Raw genomic sequence first — 17,299 nt, forward strand, 5'->3', positions numbered from 1 at the left:
TTATGATTTAAAGCCATCAGGAATATCGCCCTTCAGCGGTTCATTTAATTTTTCACCACCCAGTGATGCATGTTTAGGGGGAGTATCATATAAATCTATATTCAGTGATGACTGTACCCAAGCTGCCCATATAGTAAAAATTAAGATAAACAACATAGGAAGCCAAAATTTAAAACTGCTAAATTGAGGATCAAATATCAGTAGAAGTACGCAAGCTAAATTCACTAAGACAATGAAAATAATTAATGTTGATTTGGTATGCTGTTCAACATCATTTTTTGATAGACAAAGTTGAATTACAGAAGTATTAATTAGTGGGGGGGCAAAAAGTATTAATGCTGTCTTCATTGCACTTGAAGAGGATTCCTTTGCACTTAAGAATTTAATTAATTCAAACCAAAAACCCAAACCACCCAGAAGTAAAATTCCAAGAAGTAAATACATCCAGAATGTAGATTGATCTGCGGGCTTTTTAGTTTGGTTCCAAATAAATTCCCATGCTAAAAGGAATCCATTTTTCTTTGGTTGTGGATCATCACTCATAACTTTATATTTCAATAAATTTTAAACTGATAAGGGCATCTATATTCTTGCAAAATTAGTAATAAAATATAATTTTAATAAGTATAAACATAATTAGTTATAAATTAAAGTATTTGAACATAGGCGAAATTTTATAGAGGTAGACCGTTTGTTGATCTACCTCACACATTATAATTTTGCTATTAAACTTTCAGCGGATTTATAACGGACAGACATTGCTCCGATTCCTCTATGGATATGTCCACGCATACGGTCAAGAAGCACTTTATTTTCTAATGGCTCGTCTTGATTGTCTTCTATATATCTAAGAAGTGATAAAAAGAGTTCAGTGTTTTCACCAGTAAGCGTATAAGCATTAAATTCAGAGCCATCCTCGTTAGGTAATGGAATATTTCCTAAAGGACCTTCTTCTAAAGACATCATTAATGCAATGCGGCAAAGTAAGTTTGGTGTTAGGCCTGTACGTTGTTTTAGCATACGTAGTCGAGTAGTTGCCTCAGATGAAATTTTAAGCTTGCTGTAATGCAATTCTCTTCTCCGTATTCATACGTTTCAAATCGGTAAAATAACCTGACAATACTTGGGTCGAAGCCAACTCGTGATTATATTCAAGTAAATAACTTTCAGAGATATGAGTATTTAACTGATTCACATAGAGATCATCGATTTCTGTATCCGTAGAAAGAATAATGACTTGATGACTGACATGAGGAAAATATAACTTCATTAAGTTATCACGATGTTTCCGATCTAAACGTCCTAATGGCGTATCCACAATCATTGGTAAATGGCGGCCACTGGTCTTGGCTAGTGCCCATAGCATTGCTATCGCATAAATCTGTTTTTCACCAGCAGATAACGCAGACTTTTCAATGGACTGCCCATTTTTTTTGATCAGACATGTACTAAAATTTTTCGCATCAATTTGAATATCTGTAATAAAGTTCTTTTTGCGCAGAAGAGAGTTAAATATATCTACAAAATTATTACGTACTTGAATAATTTTTTGTTCAAGTAATGCTATTTCAAAATCAATAAGTGCCTTAATACCTTTAGCAGCTAATGAATTCTTATGATTTTGAAGCTCAAAATCAACAACGGCTTCATTTGCTAGTTTTAGGCTGCGTTCTACTTTTATAATGTCCCAACTTAGCTTACGATATTCTTCATCTTTTTGATTTAGAATAATATCTAGTTCGCCCAATTTGCGTTCCTTCTGAAGTAACTCATCTAAATAAGCGTTTGAATCCTCAGCATTCTCTGCACGGGCAATAGAGAATTCTGTTGCTTCTTTTTCCTGATACAGATGCACAAAATGACTATAAAGTTTTTGTACTTGTACTTTGGTGTTTAATTCTAGCTCCATTAGTTTTGCCAAAGATTCTTGAGGCTTAGTGAGCTCACTAAATGCAGGATGTGCACTTAGTTTTGATTGGGCATTAAAATAATCTTTAAGAAACTGATTTAGATTTTCCCAGTGATCTTCTGTCCATAATTCTTCTTTATGAGCTGAGCTATTTTGGAATGATAATAATGTTTGCTCAATAAGGAGTCTATTTGTAGATTGATCAGCTGATGAAGACTCTAAATGATTCATAAATTTAGAAATAAGCTTAGGTGCAAACAGAAAAGGAAGCAGGTTATTAGCTAAACTTGTAAGTTCTTGCTTACATCCATTAATTTCTTTATTCAGTTGAGACAATTTAGTCTTTAATTGATCATATTTTAATGCGATTGCTCCACCTTCTGATACAAACCGAAGTCTCTTTTGCTCAATATTTTTTAGTAAAGCTTGGTGTTCAAATTTAAGTTGAGCACATTCATTTTTTAAAGTAACTTCTTGAAGTTTAAGATGATCTAAACGTTGGGTAATAATCCCGATATCATTCTGACCACTATCATTTAATTTATGACGGTTTAGATAAGAATGCAGATCTAGACGTAATTTTTCTATTAAATCAATTCCGAGCAGATTTTTAATTGCATCTGATAACATTACATTCTTATCTTCAGCAATATCTTGAATTTTCTCACCATCAAAAAAGAAAAGTTGTGATATGCCAACTGGAATCAACTCTAATAAAAAGTTTTCCCACTCCTGTTCTGGTACGGAAGTAACAGTTTCACCATTCTTTCTTAAATCAAGACTCTCTCTCATTCGTCCATCTGAATCAATAGCCCATGTACGGCATACAGCAAATTCAGCGGGAATACTTCCTTCAGTATAAATAAAATTTAGTTCAATCTTGGATGTGCGATCCAGATGGTTTTGGTTCATTTTACTTAAAAGGTACTGATGATATTCTTTTTCGCCTATGCCTAAACCAAGTGCACGCTTACCATAAAGAGCCAAACGAATAGAGTCTAAAAAAGTTGTTTTACCTGAACCATTTCGCCCTCCGATTAAGATAATAGGTTTATTAGTAGCGGTTGATGATTTTTTGGGCTCAAGTAAAAATTCTGTATGCTGACTATATAAACCAATATTTTCAAGAATTAATGATTTAATAATCATGGTTTAGCTCCAATATTATTTAATAAATCTAACTGGCCAGAAGAAATTTCTTCTGTAAATGAAGATTCATCATCATCTACTTCGATAATTTCATTAATGTCCTGCTGAGAATTACGAGCAGCTAAGATACTTGCTAAATCACGCCATTCTTCGTTTAGAACTTTGCTGAGTTGATTATGAATATTGTGGCGGCGTTTTAAACCATGAGAAGCCTTTTCGACACCAATAAGCTTAACCATGAGTTCAGTAGGAAGGTCATGTTCTTTGCAAATTTTATCAAGCAAAGTAAAGTCTTGAGTGTTGTAAAGAACGCTATCTTCGATTTCCCAATCTAATTCAATACCAAGAATATTTTTAACGATTTGAGGAACAGAGTCCGCCCAATCGCCACTCTCTGAACGCCATAAACGTCGTATTTCATGTAATTCAGCTGGATGGATCAGAACTGGCGCTTCACCAATAGGCGCTTCAGCTTGTAATTGTTTTTGAATACCCAAAAGTTTACTGAGTAATTCTTTACGAAATTCCAATTTATAAGGACCAGGAACTAACTTGCCATTTGCATGATTGAAAGCGACCTGACCATTACGGCGTTTAAATTCACGATAAATAAATTTTTTCTCAGGATCTTGAGTTGATGATAGTAAGTCGCGATATTCTAGTAAGGGTTCAAGCCACTCTTCGCCGGATTCAACCATTGCTTCCATCGATTTGTCTTGCTGAACTACTGTACATACCCAGCAACCAAAACGTGAATTACCGCAGCTTGGAGTTGTTTTGTCGACAACAAGTGGACACTCTCCTGCTTGAGCATTTCTGTACATAGTAACTAATTCACGGTTGTCATTATTCCATGGTGATTTGCTTTGTAGTAAATAATTCCAAACGTCATCAGTTGTAAATTGTTCAATTGGCGCAAATACAAAAGCATTTAGGAGAGAGGAGTGGCGTGCAAGTTTAGTCCCTTTAATTTTGTGCATTGCAATAACTTGTGCACGTGTAGCACTTTCAGCTGAACGTACACCTAAGACCACAACTACTTCACCAAATTCAGCAACACGCTGTGTAATAAAGTCATTGGCAGGTTCAATCTTTAGTCGTTCAGTACACCAGCGGAATTTATTACTTGGGGCAGGATAGCCACGACCAATTAAATTGACCCAGAATGAACGTTCAACGCGTGGACTTACTTTTTGAACAATAAAAGGCATACCTTGTTCATCAGATTTCTTCTGAATGCTTTCTAGATTTTTATCGATATAACGAACAATAATAGGGGTTTCAACCAATGTATCTGAACTGATGACATATATGGGTTTCTTTCTTTGCTCAGTAGGTAAAAGTGCTAATGCATTCCATACTAATTGTAATGCACAGGTGGAATCTTTACCGCCCGAGTATCCTACGACCCACGGTCGTTGATCAGAAAGATATACTTCCTGAATTGACGCATGAATATCTTTTAGTGAGTTGGTCTCAAAAAAACTCATTTAGACCATCTCCTCAATGTTTGCTACTGTTTCGTGTTTAACTTTAAAAGAGTCCATCAATATATCTTCAACTCTTTGGGACTCGATACTCAAAGGTATTCCTAAGACTTTTTGAATGTAATTGGTCACTAGAACCAAATTGTTACGGGACTTATTGATTTTTCCTGCAACCAAAGCACGACTATCCCATATAGCCAAATTACTACGTGACCATTCAACGTGAATTAGTTTGCAAAGATAATTTTGCCAATCTTGAGGATATTCCTTCAATAGAATATTGCCAACTCTTGCGAGTGCCTGTAAAGCAATACCATGAGCGTGAATATAGTTTTGTCGCATTTGATAGGCTGTTGTTCTGCCTTCAATTAGGTCAAGCCAGCCAGGAATGTATTGTATTACTTCTTTCCAGAATTGAGTGGCTTTTTCTATAGCATCTTCCGTTTTAAGATCTGAATTTTTTGATATGAGGAGTTCTTTTGTTGCTTGATGTATCGAACTAAAAGTGAAAACTTTAGTTGAGCGGTGAGAAATACTCGATTTTTCAAAATCAGTATATTGTTTGAATAGCGGTATTGCATCAATTACAGACTTTGTAATATGTGTTTGTTCATCCCTATGGTTAAATAGTAATTTAATTGACTGAGCAGGTTTAACAGCATGCATATTAAGGTCAGCAAACATTTGTTGAGAACGTTTTAAACCTTTATCAGCATAAATCACTACTGAAATAGTTTCATCACCTAAATAAGGCTTAATTTTTATAGCTTCTTCAATTGCAGCACGTCTGTGTTGACCATCATTTATTAGAACCGTTGCATCTATAGAGATTTTTAGTTTTCCCATGTTATTGCATAATTCATTAGGTTCAAATTTAACCTCTCCATCTACACACGCGCACAGAGAGGACATAATGTATTCTTCGGGGTTCTCGGTTATATAGCGACTAATTTGAGGAATACGTGCTTTATTGAGAGTTCTTTGAGCTCGAAGTGGGGTTGGTAAAGATTCATCATCAAATTTAAAAAATTTCGGTACGAATTTAAGTGGCACCATAATGACGTAGTAAGCTGAACGTGCTTGTAGACCTTGCATCGCGACGAATTCGAACCAATTACCATCCATAATTGTACTACTTAAATTTATCTTAATGCGATGATCATATCATATGGACGTTAATATGCATCATTTGGACGTTTATTTTTTTATTTTTTTGCTCTGGATCTAAAGAAAAAATATAACGTTTATTATTAACTGTTGTATATAAGATTTACTAAATACGGAAATATTTCCAATCAAAAATGTTATGACTAAGAAATCCTTCTTAATCAAATTATAATTTTACTCTTGTAAATGGCCTAGTTTGAATTTTCAATTTATCAATTGAGCTATCCACTCATGAATTGGTTCAATTAGTGATAAATTTCTAAATCTGCAAAAGTATTAGCCACACTAAATTTCTTATGTAAGTGCAATTAGGTATAAAGTTAGGTTGTTAATCGCATAATTATTTTTTTGAAAACTGTTTTAACGATAAATCTGAGTAAAAATCAATCTTTTTCTTATGTTTAACTCACAATATACTGTCAGTGGATTGCATAAAATTATGTTTCATATCAGTAGTTAGTAATTGTAAAAATCTATAGCCAGTTACATTAATTTTACATTTTCTCTACTATACTTTAGGTTTTTAATTTATGAGTAAAATCAATATAGAAGAGGCTTTAATATCATCATCAAAAGTATTATCAGAAGACGACGTAAGATCAAAAATAGTTATACCTTGGTTAATAGAGCGCGGTTTTAATTTAAATGATTTGTCAGTTGAGTTTTCATTTTCTATCCGCTTTGGAAGATCAGTTGTAAATGTTGAGAAAGGAGGGATAATTAGACAACAAAAATCGACTAGTAAGCAAAAGGATTTTCAATATTCTTATTTCCGGCCAAGAGCAGATGTACTTGTTCGTAATATGGATGGAAAAAATCTGTTAATAATAGAAGTTAAAGGGCCAAACGAATCTTTGGATAATGACGCTAGAGACCAAGGTATTTCATATGCGCGTATGTTAGAAGGAAATATTGCTCCCTGTTTAGTTTTAACTAATGGAAAAGAAACAAAAATTTTTGATACACTCACAAAAGTAGAAATAACTGATTCTGAAATAAATCTAAATATAGGTTCTTATATACAAAATTTTAGAGTTGGTGAAGAGTATTTATCTTTACAGACAGAAGCTTTAGAAAATCTCATTTCTCTTTCATCCGAGAATCTCGTGTCTTTTTGTGAAGTACAAACAACTTTTCGTATGAGGCCTTTAAGAAGTGAAGATTTAAACTCAAATAAAAAATACATTCCAGCCTTATATATCGAACGGGAAGAAGCTAGAAAAAAATTACTGAAATTGATTGATGAGAGAAGTAGGCGAGTGATTTTAGTCGTTGGAGCTCCTCAGATAGGCAAGACAAATTTTATTTGCCATATGGTTGAGGATAGGCTGAAACAAGGAACCCCTTGCCTTTTTTATCCTGCTATAGGGTTAATGCAAGGATTATTAGGTGAAATAGCTGAAGATTTTGGATGGATTTTAAAAGATGGAAATAGCACTTCGAATTATATTGTTCAGAAATTAATAAATATTCTCCGTAAAGGAAATAAGCGACTTCTTATCTTTATTGATGGCTGGAATGAGGCAAATACAAAGTTAGCGAGAATAATAGATCAAGAAAGTGAAAGGTTGGCCTCTAATCATATTCAAATAATTATTAGTTTAACACATGTGGCGGCTAGTAGACTTTTGAGAGGAGAAGGTGGAAATCCATCTTTTATTTCAGAAGCAGCCTCAATTCCGGTAAAAGCTATTCAGCTTATTGAAATTAGCCCAGAATACGCTGATAACAGTCTCGATTCGAGTGTGATTAATATCAAAAAATATTCTCCTGGAGAATATGAAGAAGCATATAGAAAATATAGTTTGGCATATAATGTCAGAGTGCCAAATAGTCATCAAAGAGTCGATGATCCTTATACTCTTGGTATTGCAATGAATTTATTCCAGGATGGAGTTCTTCCTAATATTTTAGAAGAACCAATTCTATTAGAACAGATTATTAAGGAAAAGATTAATCGAACTATCGGGTTGGCAGAGCATAATATTCAAGTTTGTTTAACTATCTTGGCCAAAGAAATGTTTGAAAAGGATGCACCAGTTAAAATAGAAAGAGTTTGTAATCTATGGAATATTCCTTTAATTGAGAAAATCCCTTCTGGTTTTTTTGATGCAGCTTTATTGTCGCAGGTAACAAATGAACTGAATTCTCCCGCTATTGATTTTTACTATGGAAAAGAAAGGGATTTTATTATTTCTTACTGGGTTCAAGATTGGTTTTCTAAGCTTAAAAATAAGCAAGAAATTTCAAATATTTTTGATATGGCTGTTCAATCGAATGCAGGTTTAGAAGCATTAAGATGGTTTTTAAAACAAGTTAAACATATTGAGTATTTGCAGTTGGTAACTAAAAAGTTACCGAAGTATGAAAACCCAAAAATTCAGCAAATTCTTTTATCTGCTCTTTATGATATATCAGTTAAACATTTAATAAATAAAGAGGAATGGTTAAATTATGCAATAGATCAAGTATTCAATAATCAGTCTAACTTGGTAAAAATAGAGGCAGTTAAGCTAATCTCATTACTAACTGAGGATAGTGAAGAATTAATGTCAGTTTTGCCAGATGATAGTTCTTTAAAAAGTTTTATCGAAGCTATTCTTTCAGTAGATGGGGAATACTCTCTAGAATCCAAAGCTACAGGGGTAGTTGTACTGGATGCCTTACGATCATTACACTGGGAGCTCCATGAGGGTGATCCAGAAAAGTCTATTGTTACAAAGGCTCTAATGGATTTGAATTTAAGTGAATCTAGTATAATCAGAGAAAGTGCTGCTACATGCTTAGGTTATGTTTCACCATTTGCTTTGCTTGAACTTATTTTACTAAAAATTCAAAGTGGTATATTGGTGAATAAAATTGAAATGATAAATGAATACAACTTCGGTTTAGAAAATGCTCATACACAACTTCATGAAATGTACTATGGTCATATGTGTCCAGGTATTCTGGAGGGTATGCGAGAAGATCAAGAGATAGATGATTCATTAAAAAACGAGTATGAAAAGATGTATATCTTGATGCAGCCAATAGTTTCTATCTTTCCTCAAACAGGAGCAATATTGGGTTTGATGAGTATTCTAGAAGATTTAAGACCACAAAACTATATTAACGAAAAAAGTAGAATTGAAGTTCCTTTTTTGGACATATCTACACTTCAATTACCATTTGGTGATAAGTAATAAAGAAAACATATAATGATATTTTAAGCCTTATTCCTTAACCCATCAATAAAATCAGACCATTCTTGCATCATCTTAGCCCGATAATCTAAATGCTGTGCATGGTTGTAGGCTTGTGAAACACTATTTCCAACTCTATGAGCTAATTGGATTTCAATCGCATCATGCATATAACCTTGCTCATGCAGAGTAGTGGATGCAAGTCCGCGGAATCCATGTCCAGTCATTTTACCGTTGTAGCCCATTGTACGAATTGCACATAGAAGAGCATTACTACTAATTGGCTTAGCTGTACTGTAATTATAGAAAACATAAGGTTTTATACCTGTGATTGGTTGGATTTTTTTCAGTATTTCTAAAGCCTGTTTTGATAATGGCACAATATGAGGCATAGCCATCTTCATTTTATGAGCTGGAATCCTCCATAAATGATTCTCATAATCAATCTCGCTCCATTCCATCATTCTAAGTTCTGCTGTTCTGACAAAAGTGAGAGTCATCAATTGTAATGCTGATCGAATGATTAGATTTCCATGGTAACGATCCATACGTTCAAGAAAAGCAGGAAATTCGGAAATATCCAGTCTAGCCATATTTTTTACTTTACGTGGCTTAAGAGCCTCACCTAAGTGTGGGGTAGGATCATTCTCAATAATGCCTTTTCGAATCGCAAAGCGAAAAATACGGCCAGCTAAAGGAATAGAGCGTTTTGCCATTTCCAATGCTCCACGCTCTTCAATTTTCTTAGCGCAAGCGAGTACGTCTTTCCCTTTAATTTGATCAATTGGCATATTGCCTAAAGTTGGGAATAGGTCTTTTTCAAAAACAGATAAGTCACGTAAGTAGGTAGCCTCTTTAATGACTGCTTTACGATCTTGCATCCATTCCATTGCAAGAGCTTTAAAAAATATACTTTCATCTACTTGTAATTTTTTTTGTTTCTTTAATTCGTTCGGATTAATACCATTTTTTAAATTTAAGCGTGCTTCATCACGGATTCTTCTTGCTTGGGCAAGTGTGGTGTCAGGATATGTACCAATACTGAAAATATTTTCTTTACCATGAAAGCGAAATTTCATACGCCAATACATTCCACCTGACGGTGTAACTTCCAGATACATGCCTTTTTCATCAGAATACTTTGTTTTCTTTTCTAATGGTTTGATCTTTCTGACTTGGGCATCTGTAAGCATTGCGGCAGTTTCCGTGGAAATTTGGGGGTATAAAAATGGGGTTGATTTACTATACCCCCAGTTATACCCCCAACCAATCTAGGATTCAATGGTTATTATGGGAAAACATAAGACAATAAAAAAAGCCTAAATCCTTTAGATTTAAGCTTTTTGGAATCTATAAGATATCATAGAAATTAAATTTGGCGGTGAGAGAGGGATTCGAACCCTCGATACGCGCAAACGTATACACACTTTCCAGGCGTGCTCCTTCAGCCACTCGGACACCTCACCAAGGCGTGCGATAGTAACTAAAAAAACGAGTTCTGCCAAGTTGTAGTCAAACAGATTTGCAGAAAAACTTTTTAGCTAGTGATAATATTGCGGCATACAACGTTCTATTTTGAAGACAACATATGCAAAGCACTGCAAAAAAAGCCGGATTGTCAGTGATGACACTGGCAGCCTTAGGGGTGGTCTTTGGAGACATTGGAACAAGTCCATTGTATGCCATACGTGAGTGTTTCAGAACGGGGCATATGCCAATTAACGAAGCATCTGTTTTAGGTATATTGTCACTGATTTTTTGGTGTATGAATTTAAGTATCAGCTATAAATATGTTTCCGTAATTATGCGTGCTGATAACAATGGTGAAGGGGGGATCATATCGCTGTTGGCGTTAAATCTTCGCTCTACGGTCTTTTCAGATAAAAATAAGATCTATCTCATTGCCCTTGGTTTTATTGGCGCATCCTTATTTTTTGGCGATGGAATCATTACACCTGCAATTTCTGTACTCTCTGCGATTGAAGGTTTGAGTTTAATTACACCTGCTTTAGATCAATGGCTAGTTCCAATTGCATTAGGAATTTTAACTGCACTGTTTATGGTACAGCGACATGGTACAGCGACAATGGGGAAATTCTTTGGTCCAATTACCTTACTTTGGTTTATTTCTATCGGCTTGATTGGTCTATGGAGTATTATCCAAACACCATATGTATTGATGATGATAAATCCATACTGGGCACTGAATTTCGTGTTTGAACAACCAGCCGTTGCTTTTATCACCATGGGTGCTGTTGTACTGACGATGACAGGTGGCGAGGCGCTATATGCTGATATGGGACACTTTGGACGTATGCCAATTAAATTGGCATGGTTCATTATTGTATTACCATGTCTATTGTTGAATTATGCGGGTCAAGGCGCATTGTTATTGCGTAATCCTCAAGCGATTGAAAATCCATTCTATATTTTAGTTCCAGAATGGGCTTTGTTCCCGATGATTGGATTAGCCACAGCTGCGGCAGTGATTGCTTCACAAGCCGTGATTACAGGTGTATTTTCAGTTGCTAATCAGGCAATTCAATTGCGTTATTTACCTCGATTGACAGTTCACCATACATCAGACGTAGAGCAAGGGCAGATTTATCTACCTTTTATTAATTGGGTATTATTTATTTCTGTCTTGATTCTGATTTTACTTTTTGAAAGTAGTGCAGAGCTTGCTAGTGCATATGGTGTCGCGGTTACCATGACCATGTTATGTGGTACGATTTTAATCTCAACATTGGCTTATGGGGTTTGGCGTTGGGCATGGTGGAAAGTCGCATTATTTACTATTCCATTCTTATTCCTTGATTTAGTTTTTGTTACATCAACATCGCTTAAAATTTTAGCTGGTGGATGGGTGCCAATTCTAATTGGTGTCGTGGTTTATACGATTTTGATGACATGGAAACGTGGTCGTGAAATCGTATATAAGCGTATGGAAACCAATGCATTACCGATCGATTTATTCATAAAAAGCATTGGGATGAGTAAAGAGACACATTTTGTTCCTGGTGAAGCAATCTTTTTAACAGGTACTCCAAATATTGTTCCACATGCAATGTTGCATAATATTAAACATAATAAAGTGCTGCACAATCGTAATGTAATGCTCACGGTGTATACGCAGGATATTCCTTATGTAGCTGCGGCTGACCGCTTAAAAGTAGAGAAACTTGATGATCATTTCTATCGCATCTTTGTTTACTATGGTTTTAAGGATCAACCGAATATTCCAAATGCTTTGGAACAAGCTTATAAAGAGTTAGATTTTGAATTTGATATGATGCAAATGAGTTTCTTTATTTCAAGAGACCGTATTGTGCATACAGTGGGCGAAGGTATGTCTCCATGGAGAGAGAAACTCTTTATCTCTATGCAGCGTAATACTAGTCCAGTGAGTGACTTCTACCAAATTCCAACCAACCGTGTGGTTGAGTTAGGTAGCCAAATCGAAATATAAAAATTGATGTAATAAAAAAACCAAGACAGATGTCTTGGTTTTTTTATGGCTCTGATTATTGAGCTTGTTGCATTGGTGCATCTGCTGGTAAAGCACCATCTTTTGCCATCGGATCTGCCGACTGATTTGGAGCTGCCGGAGGCGGTGGTGTGTTTGGATCTTGTGGCGCTGGAGGCGCTTGATTTGGTGCAGGTGGTACTGCATCAGTTGGTGTTGCTGGTGGCGCCATTTCACCACCTGCTGGAGGTGCTGGTGGAACATCTGCCGGAATAGGAGCACCTGTAGGCGCTGCATTTGTTGGTGCAGCAGAAACTTGCTGTACTTGTCCGCTATTGACTAAATCGCTAATAGAACCAGGTTGGCCATTTACAGTGGTAGTAACTTTCACTTTAGACAAACTTTCTAAAGTATCTCCTGGCTGGACTGCTGGCTCAGCTAATGCTGCCATACTACACAATCCTGTGATTACGCCAATACCAATAATCTTTGAATGGATCATTAAGTGGACTCCGATTATATTTTTATCCAAATTTGTGGAGCTAACCATGTCATAAGCCATAAGTGCATTTCAACGAAAGATACGCAATTGACGTAATTCAATAGCCAAAGCCTCTCATAATTCCAACAGATTGTTACGTAAGGGGAAATAGAGTTACAAAAAAGATGACCATGTTTTAACCATATGAAAGATAAGAGATATACTTAAAAAAGCAGGATTGTTAAGCTGCGTCTGGACAGTAGTATTGATAGAAACATGGCAAGTAAAAAACGCAGTAAAGGTAAAAATTCATTCTCTCTAAGTGAGCATTTTGGCAAGATTATTCTTGCTTGTATTGCAGCTGGAAGCTTTGCAATTGCTTTCGGTAGTGAAAAGATTTCGCAGTGGTTTTCGCCTTTAAGTACTAACTCGACTTGTCTTAACCAGTTTTATCGAGAAGTTCCGCCTGCTTTAAATAAAGAAAGCTTAAAAAAAGACAGCTATCCACTGTGCTTTAATGGTTTTAATGTCCTCTATTCTGGCATTTCTAAAACACCATTATGGTCGGCCGAGCATTTAGATGCAGAACGTTTAAGTGTCAAAATTAAACGTGAAGATAACTTCCATGAAGAAACGCGTGTTCCTCAAAAGCATCGGGCACTGTTAAGTGACTATCGCGGTTCAGGCTATGACCGTGGGCATATGGCACCTAATGGTGATATGTCAAATAAAGAATCCCAATCTGATAGTTTCTCGCTCAGCAATATGGTGCCGCAAGCGCCTAAAAATAACCAAGAAGTCTGGCGTAAGCTCGAAGAAGCGACCCGTGCCATTGCCACTAAACAAAAACAAGATATTTATGTGGTGACAGGTCCTGTTTTTGAAGGCAAGCGTCTTAAGACGATTGGGCAGGGTGTAATTGTTCCAACTGCAGTTTATAAAGCGGTGTATATGCCAAAAACTGGGGCGATCGGCGCTTATTACGCACCTAATAATAACTCTCTACAAGTGAAGGTTGTGAGTGTTTGCTACCTTGAGGAGCGTTTAGGCGTCAACCTGTTCCCGCAGTTAACTGAGCAACAAAAGCGTAATGTCTATCGCCTACCTTTAACAGCGAGCCAAGTTAAACCAAATCAAAAGCTCGACTATTTGCATTGGGATGGCGAAAGTCAGTGTGAGCAAGACTTAAACGCAGAACAAATTCAAGCGCTACAAGATCAGTTTAAAAAGCAAAAAACTGGTTCTTCGGAGCCAATGGAAGCAAAAGTTCCAACAATTGATGAAGAAACCAGAAAGGCGATTGTGAAACAACTGGTAGAAGCCTTAGTGAACTATTTCTTGCAAATAATGAAATAAGCAGCTTTTTTGATTGTTGTTGCAATACTCTAATTGTTTAAAATAGAATCCATAGACAGATCTGTCTATAGATTCTATTTTAATAAGGACAATAACAATGTTTGCCTCGATGTTTCTTTTTTCATTTGCAATGTCTATTACCCCAGGCCCAGTCAATACTGTCATTTTATCGACCAGTTTAAATCACGGTTTAAAAAGATCTCTTCCCTATATTTCAGGGGCCACAATTGGTTTTACCTTGCTTTTAATTTTCATGGCATTTGGTCTTCAGAGTTTATTAACTCAGTTTCCTGTTGTATTAAAAATTCTTGCAGTTTGTGGAACGCTATTTGTTTGTTATATCGGGATTAAAATTATTCTTTCTGCTGCAAATATTTCTATTTCCAGTGTTCCTGTTGAACAGATGATTGTTCCCAATTTTAAAGATGGGTTCTTGTTACAGTGGCTGAATCCCAAAGCTTGGTTGGCTTGTGTGTCAGGCATTACCATGTTTACCAGCATTGAAAACCCGCAGTCGTTGCCGATCTTTATCGTTATTTACTTTTTTACTTGCTATGCGTGTTTGTTCTTTTGGGGGTTCTGTGGTGATAAATTTTCAGTGGTGCTCAATCAGGGCAATCGTTTGAAATATTTTAATATCTTGATGGGCGCTTTTTTAATTTTATCTGCTCTTTTAATTTTGATCGATTTTTTTTAAATTGACCGTATTACACTGTGACGATATAACAACGAGACAACACCTATGTTTAAGCCATTTGAAAAGGGTACAGAGTCTTCATCAATTGAAGATTTAACATTAGAAAATGATGTAGATTGCGTCAGTATTTATGGCAACTTGCAAATTACCAAAGATAAAGTCGGGTTAGAACAGGCAAAGGCATTGCAGAGCTTTTTAAACGAAGTGGTTACGGCTTTGGAAAAAGAAGAATTGCCTGAGAAAATTGAACGTCCAGCTGAACAAGAAATTAATAATCCGTTTTTATAATTTATGCATGCTATGCGTGATATTTAGTATGGTCATGCTGCCATACAGTCTTTAATACCACGTTAGATTTTATTGAATGTGTATAGACATTTTTTACTTTTGAAAGCCCAAAAGTAAACAAAAGGCTTTGTTGATCAGAGGGTACATCCATGTACCCCTGCTCAACAGGTGACATCCATGTCACCTTCCGCGATAGTAGATTGAGTCTAAGAACAGTTAATCTTTATCTCCAGCTACCACCTTATAAATAATTGCCCCAATCACAGCCCCTAAAATCGGTGCTACCCAGAACAACCACAACTGACTTAAAGCAGCAGTTTCAGCAAAGAACGCTACACCTGTACTACGTGCAGGGTTCACCGAAGTGTTCGTCACTGGAATACTGATTAAGTGAATGAGTGTTAAGCCTAAACCAATTGCAATAGGAGCGAAGCCAGCAGGCGCACGACCATGTGTTGATCCTAAAATAATGATTAAGAAGAAAGCTGTAAGTACCACTTCAATAATAAACGCAGAACCTAAACCAAATTTATTTGGTGATAAATCACCAAAACCATTTGAAGCAAAGCCGCCTACACCAGTGAAGCCTGCTTGGCCTTGAGCAATAATATAGAGAACAAATGCAGCAGCAGTCGCACCGACCACTTGAGCAACGATATAGGGAATTAAATCTTTAACATCAAAGCGGCCACCGACCCAAAGGCCAACACTTACCGCGGGATTAAAATGTCCACCTGAGATATGCCCTAGAGCATAAGCACCTGTGAGTACGGTTAAACCAAAGGCAAGGGCTACACCTGCAAAGCCAATACCAAGTTCAGGGAAAGCTGCGGCTAATACTGCGCTACCACAACCACCAAAGACTAGCCAAAACGTACCTAGAAATTCAGCAAAATATTTATTCATTGTGATTACTCATCTATTGATCTATTTTTTAATTAGTGTGAAATATGTCACAAAAAATTAAGCATGTGACTATATGAAATTTTTGTTTTCAGTGTTGTTTTAATCAAGAAAAGATTTGTAAGTTTTGGTTGGTTATTCTTTGTATAAAAATTGATCCCTCCATTGCTGGGGTGTTTGATTGGTCCAATGTTTAAATGCTCTTTGAAAGGCACTTTGTTCTGAATAACAAAGTAAAAGTGCGATCTCTTGTAGGCTCAAATGAGGGTCTTTTAAATACTCGGTTGCGAGCATAAAGCGCACTTGCTGAACACGTTCCTGAAAGGTGGTGTCTTGTTGTTGTAAGTGTCGTTGGAGTTGTCGAACTGATAGGCCTAATTGAGCAGCAATATGTTCAATTTGATATTGATTCTTTTGTAGCCCAGTCAAAATCGAATGCTGTAAACGCTGATCAAGTTGGGTCGAATTTGGTAATTGCTCTAAAAGTGCTTGGGCCTGCTGAACCAATAGTTGCTGTAAGGTGTGGTCGGCGCTGCTAAGTGGCTTATGAATTTCTGTAATTGGAATGAGTAACTCTGTACGGGGCTGACTAAAACGAACGGGACATTGAAAGTATTGTTCATAGACTCTGATATTTTTAGGGGCAGCATTTAAGAAATGTACTTCATGTAAATGCACATCTTCATGAGACATAAAAAGACGTAAGAACTGAATCACCAACGCAATTGCGATTTCATCGGTAAGCTGAGTAGGGTGTAGCTCGGTCGCTTCCCAGCGAATAGAGCCATATCTCCCTTGTAGCTCAACCACTAATGGGCTCCCGTCATAAATTAGACGGTGAAAATCATGATAGCGAATTAAAGCTTCACCTAAGTTGTCGCAAGAGAGCGCGAGGTAAGCAATAATTCCTAAGTGTTTGGGTTGTACATATTTGGCAATTTCTAGACCTAAACCGGACTTCGGGTCTAGTTTATAAATCACTTCTAATAGATCACGCCAAACCACATAGTCAAAGCGTTCCAGATTTTGAACTTGTTCTAATTGTTCAGGAATCGCTAATTGATTGGCTTCGCAATAAGCTTTTAATAGATGTCCCAGCCCTCCATACACTGAGCCTGTATAATTCTTTAGTTGTGGCATCCCTAACCACCTCTTTCTTGTCGTGATTTGTCAATGAAACCATAAATTCTGGTCAATACCTAGCATAACGAATT

At 36.3% G+C, this 17,299-nt stretch carries 15 protein-coding genes and 1 tRNA gene; 5 read left to right on the forward strand and 11 right to left on the reverse strand.

The window, feature by feature from the left end:
• From MKX14_RS07240 to dndB, 5 genes are all read right to left on the reverse strand, one after another.
• The gene (locus MKX14_RS07240; protein WP_240282151.1) at positions 1-543 is read right to left on the reverse strand and encodes a hypothetical protein; all 543 of its coding nucleotides are present in this window, start codon (positions 541-543) and stop codon (positions 1-3) included.
• Positions 544-711: 168 nt separating this feature from the next.
• Positions 712-1,071, reverse strand: a complete 360-nt coding sequence (dndE, locus tag MKX14_RS07245) for a DNA sulfur modification protein DndE (RefSeq protein WP_240282152.1) — start codon at positions 1,069-1,071, stop codon at positions 712-714.
• Positions 1,052-3,058: a DNA sulfur modification protein DndD gene (dndD, locus tag MKX14_RS07250; RefSeq protein ID WP_240282153.1), complete on the reverse strand. Its 2,007-nt coding sequence runs from the start codon at positions 3,056-3,058 to the stop codon at positions 1,052-1,054. The genes dndE and dndD overlap by 20 nt, the downstream gene beginning before the upstream one ends.
• Positions 3,055-4,548, reverse strand: coding sequence for a DNA phosphorothioation system sulfurtransferase DndC (gene dndC, locus MKX14_RS07255; protein WP_240282154.1), 1,494 nt, complete (start codon positions 4,546-4,548; stop codon positions 3,055-3,057). Before dndC ends, dndD begins: the two co-directional genes overlap by 4 nt.
• Complete coding sequence (gene dndB / locus MKX14_RS07260) at positions 4,549-5,670, reverse strand: DNA sulfur modification protein DndB (RefSeq protein WP_240282155.1); 1,122 nt, start codon at positions 5,668-5,670, stop codon at positions 4,549-4,551. It abuts the gene before it with no gap.
• A 572-nt stretch (positions 5,671-6,242) separates the two neighbouring features.
• On the opposite strand from dndB, the gene MKX14_RS07265 reads away from it, so the two are divergent.
• Positions 6,243-8,894, forward strand: a complete 2,652-nt coding sequence (locus MKX14_RS07265) for a type I restriction enzyme HsdR N-terminal domain-containing protein (RefSeq protein ID WP_240282156.1) — start codon at positions 6,243-6,245, stop codon at positions 8,892-8,894.
• 23 nt (positions 8,895-8,917) lie between these two features.
• Here the strand turns inward: MKX14_RS07265 and MKX14_RS07270 are convergent, their stop codons facing one another.
• On the reverse strand, positions 8,918-10,087 hold the full coding sequence (locus tag MKX14_RS07270) for a tyrosine-type recombinase/integrase (RefSeq protein WP_240282157.1): 1,170 nt from the start codon (positions 10,085-10,087) through the stop codon (positions 8,918-8,920).
• Positions 10,088-10,270: 183 nt separating this feature from the next.
• Positions 10,271-10,360 (reverse strand) — tRNA-Ser (locus tag MKX14_RS07275).
• Positions 10,361-10,482: 122 nt separating this feature from the next.
• On the opposite strand from MKX14_RS07275, the gene MKX14_RS07280 reads away from it, so the two are divergent.
• On the forward strand, positions 10,483-12,363 hold the full coding sequence (locus MKX14_RS07280) for a potassium transporter Kup (protein WP_086264760.1): 1,881 nt from the start codon (positions 10,483-10,485) through the stop codon (positions 12,361-12,363).
• Between the two features lie 55 nt (positions 12,364-12,418).
• Here the strand turns inward: MKX14_RS07280 and MKX14_RS07285 are convergent, their stop codons facing one another.
• Positions 12,419-12,862, reverse strand: a complete 444-nt coding sequence (locus tag MKX14_RS07285) for a hypothetical protein (RefSeq protein WP_240282158.1) — start codon at positions 12,860-12,862, stop codon at positions 12,419-12,421.
• Positions 12,863-13,117: 255 nt separating this feature from the next.
• On the opposite strand from MKX14_RS07285, the gene MKX14_RS07290 reads away from it, so the two are divergent.
• The 3 genes from MKX14_RS07290 to MKX14_RS07300 all read left to right on the forward strand — a co-directional run bounded on the left by MKX14_RS07290 (position 13,118) and on the right by MKX14_RS07300 (position 15,182).
• A complete protein-coding gene (locus tag MKX14_RS07290; protein ID WP_240282159.1) occupies positions 13,118-14,197 on the forward strand; it encodes a DNA/RNA non-specific endonuclease in 1,080 nt (359 codons plus the stop codon).
• A 97-nt stretch (positions 14,198-14,294) separates the two neighbouring features.
• Positions 14,295-14,894 carry a LysE family translocator gene (locus MKX14_RS07295; RefSeq protein ID WP_032057207.1) on the forward strand — a complete coding sequence of 200 codons (600 nt, stop codon included), beginning with the start codon at positions 14,295-14,297 and terminating at the stop codon, positions 14,892-14,894.
• A gap of 45 nt (positions 14,895-14,939) precedes the next feature.
• Positions 14,940-15,182, forward strand: a complete 243-nt coding sequence (locus MKX14_RS07300; protein WP_108009872.1) for a hypothetical protein — start codon at positions 14,940-14,942, stop codon at positions 15,180-15,182.
• Between the two features lie 10 nt (positions 15,183-15,192).
• Here the strand turns inward: MKX14_RS07300 and MKX14_RS07305 are convergent, their stop codons facing one another.
• The 3 genes from MKX14_RS07305 to MKX14_RS07315 form a co-directional block, all read right to left on the reverse strand.
• Complete coding sequence (locus tag MKX14_RS07305; RefSeq protein WP_017400529.1) at positions 15,193-15,357, reverse strand: hypothetical protein; 165 nt, start codon at positions 15,355-15,357, stop codon at positions 15,193-15,195.
• A 41-nt stretch (positions 15,358-15,398) separates the two neighbouring features.
• Positions 15,399-16,088, reverse strand: a complete 690-nt coding sequence (gene aqpZ / locus MKX14_RS07310; protein WP_063097739.1) for an aquaporin Z — start codon at positions 16,086-16,088, stop codon at positions 15,399-15,401.
• Between the two features lie 132 nt (positions 16,089-16,220).
• Positions 16,221-17,225: an AraC family transcriptional regulator gene (locus MKX14_RS07315; RefSeq protein WP_240282160.1), complete on the reverse strand. Its 1,005-nt coding sequence runs from the start codon at positions 17,223-17,225 to the stop codon at positions 16,221-16,223.
• Between the last annotated feature and the right edge of the window lie 74 nt (positions 17,226-17,299).

Origin of the sequence: Acinetobacter pittii (assembly GCF_022449185.1) — a bacterium.
Classification (GTDB): domain Bacteria; phylum Pseudomonadota; class Gammaproteobacteria; order Pseudomonadales; family Moraxellaceae; genus Acinetobacter; species Acinetobacter pittii_I.

Bases quoted from the DNA above. Each gene is read 5' to 3' on its own strand.
- aqpZ (WP_063097739.1), bottom strand. From the start codon at position 16,088: ATGAATAAATATTTTGCTGAATTTCTAGGTACGTTTTGGCTAGTCTTT.
- MKX14_RS07240 (WP_240282151.1), bottom strand. From the start codon at position 543: ATGAGTGATGATCCACAACCAAAGAAAAATGGATTCCTTTTAGCATGG.
- MKX14_RS07295 (WP_032057207.1), top strand. From the start codon at position 14,295: ATGTTTGCCTCGATGTTTCTTTTTTCATTTGCAATGTCTATTACCCCA.
- MKX14_RS07300 (WP_108009872.1), top strand. From the start codon at position 14,940: ATGTTTAAGCCATTTGAAAAGGGTACAGAGTCTTCATCAATTGAAGAT.
- MKX14_RS07305 (WP_017400529.1), bottom strand. From the start codon at position 15,357: ATGTCACCTGTTGAGCAGGGGTACATGGATGTACCCTCTGATCAACAA.
- MKX14_RS07315 (WP_240282160.1), bottom strand. From the start codon at position 17,225: ATGCCACAACTAAAGAATTATACAGGCTCAGTGTATGGAGGGCTGGGA.
- MKX14_RS07290 (WP_240282159.1), top strand. From the start codon at position 13,118: ATGGCAAGTAAAAAACGCAGTAAAGGTAAAAATTCATTCTCTCTAAGT.
- dndB (WP_240282155.1), bottom strand. From the start codon at position 5,670: ATGGATGGTAATTGGTTCGAATTCGTCGCGATGCAAGGTCTACAAGCA.
- MKX14_RS07265 (WP_240282156.1), top strand. From the start codon at position 6,243: ATGAGTAAAATCAATATAGAAGAGGCTTTAATATCATCATCAAAAGTA.
- dndC (WP_240282154.1), bottom strand. From the start codon at position 4,548: ATGAGTTTTTTTGAGACCAACTCACTAAAAGATATTCATGCGTCAATT.
- dndD (WP_240282153.1), bottom strand. From the start codon at position 3,058: ATGATTATTAAATCATTAATTCTTGAAAATATTGGTTTATATAGTCAG.
- MKX14_RS07270 (WP_240282157.1), bottom strand. From the start codon at position 10,087: ATGCTTACAGATGCCCAAGTCAGAAAGATCAAACCATTAGAAAAGAAA.
- MKX14_RS07280 (WP_086264760.1), top strand. From the start codon at position 10,483: ATGCAAAGCACTGCAAAAAAAGCCGGATTGTCAGTGATGACACTGGCA.
- MKX14_RS07285 (WP_240282158.1), bottom strand. From the start codon at position 12,862: ATGATCCATTCAAAGATTATTGGTATTGGCGTAATCACAGGATTGTGT.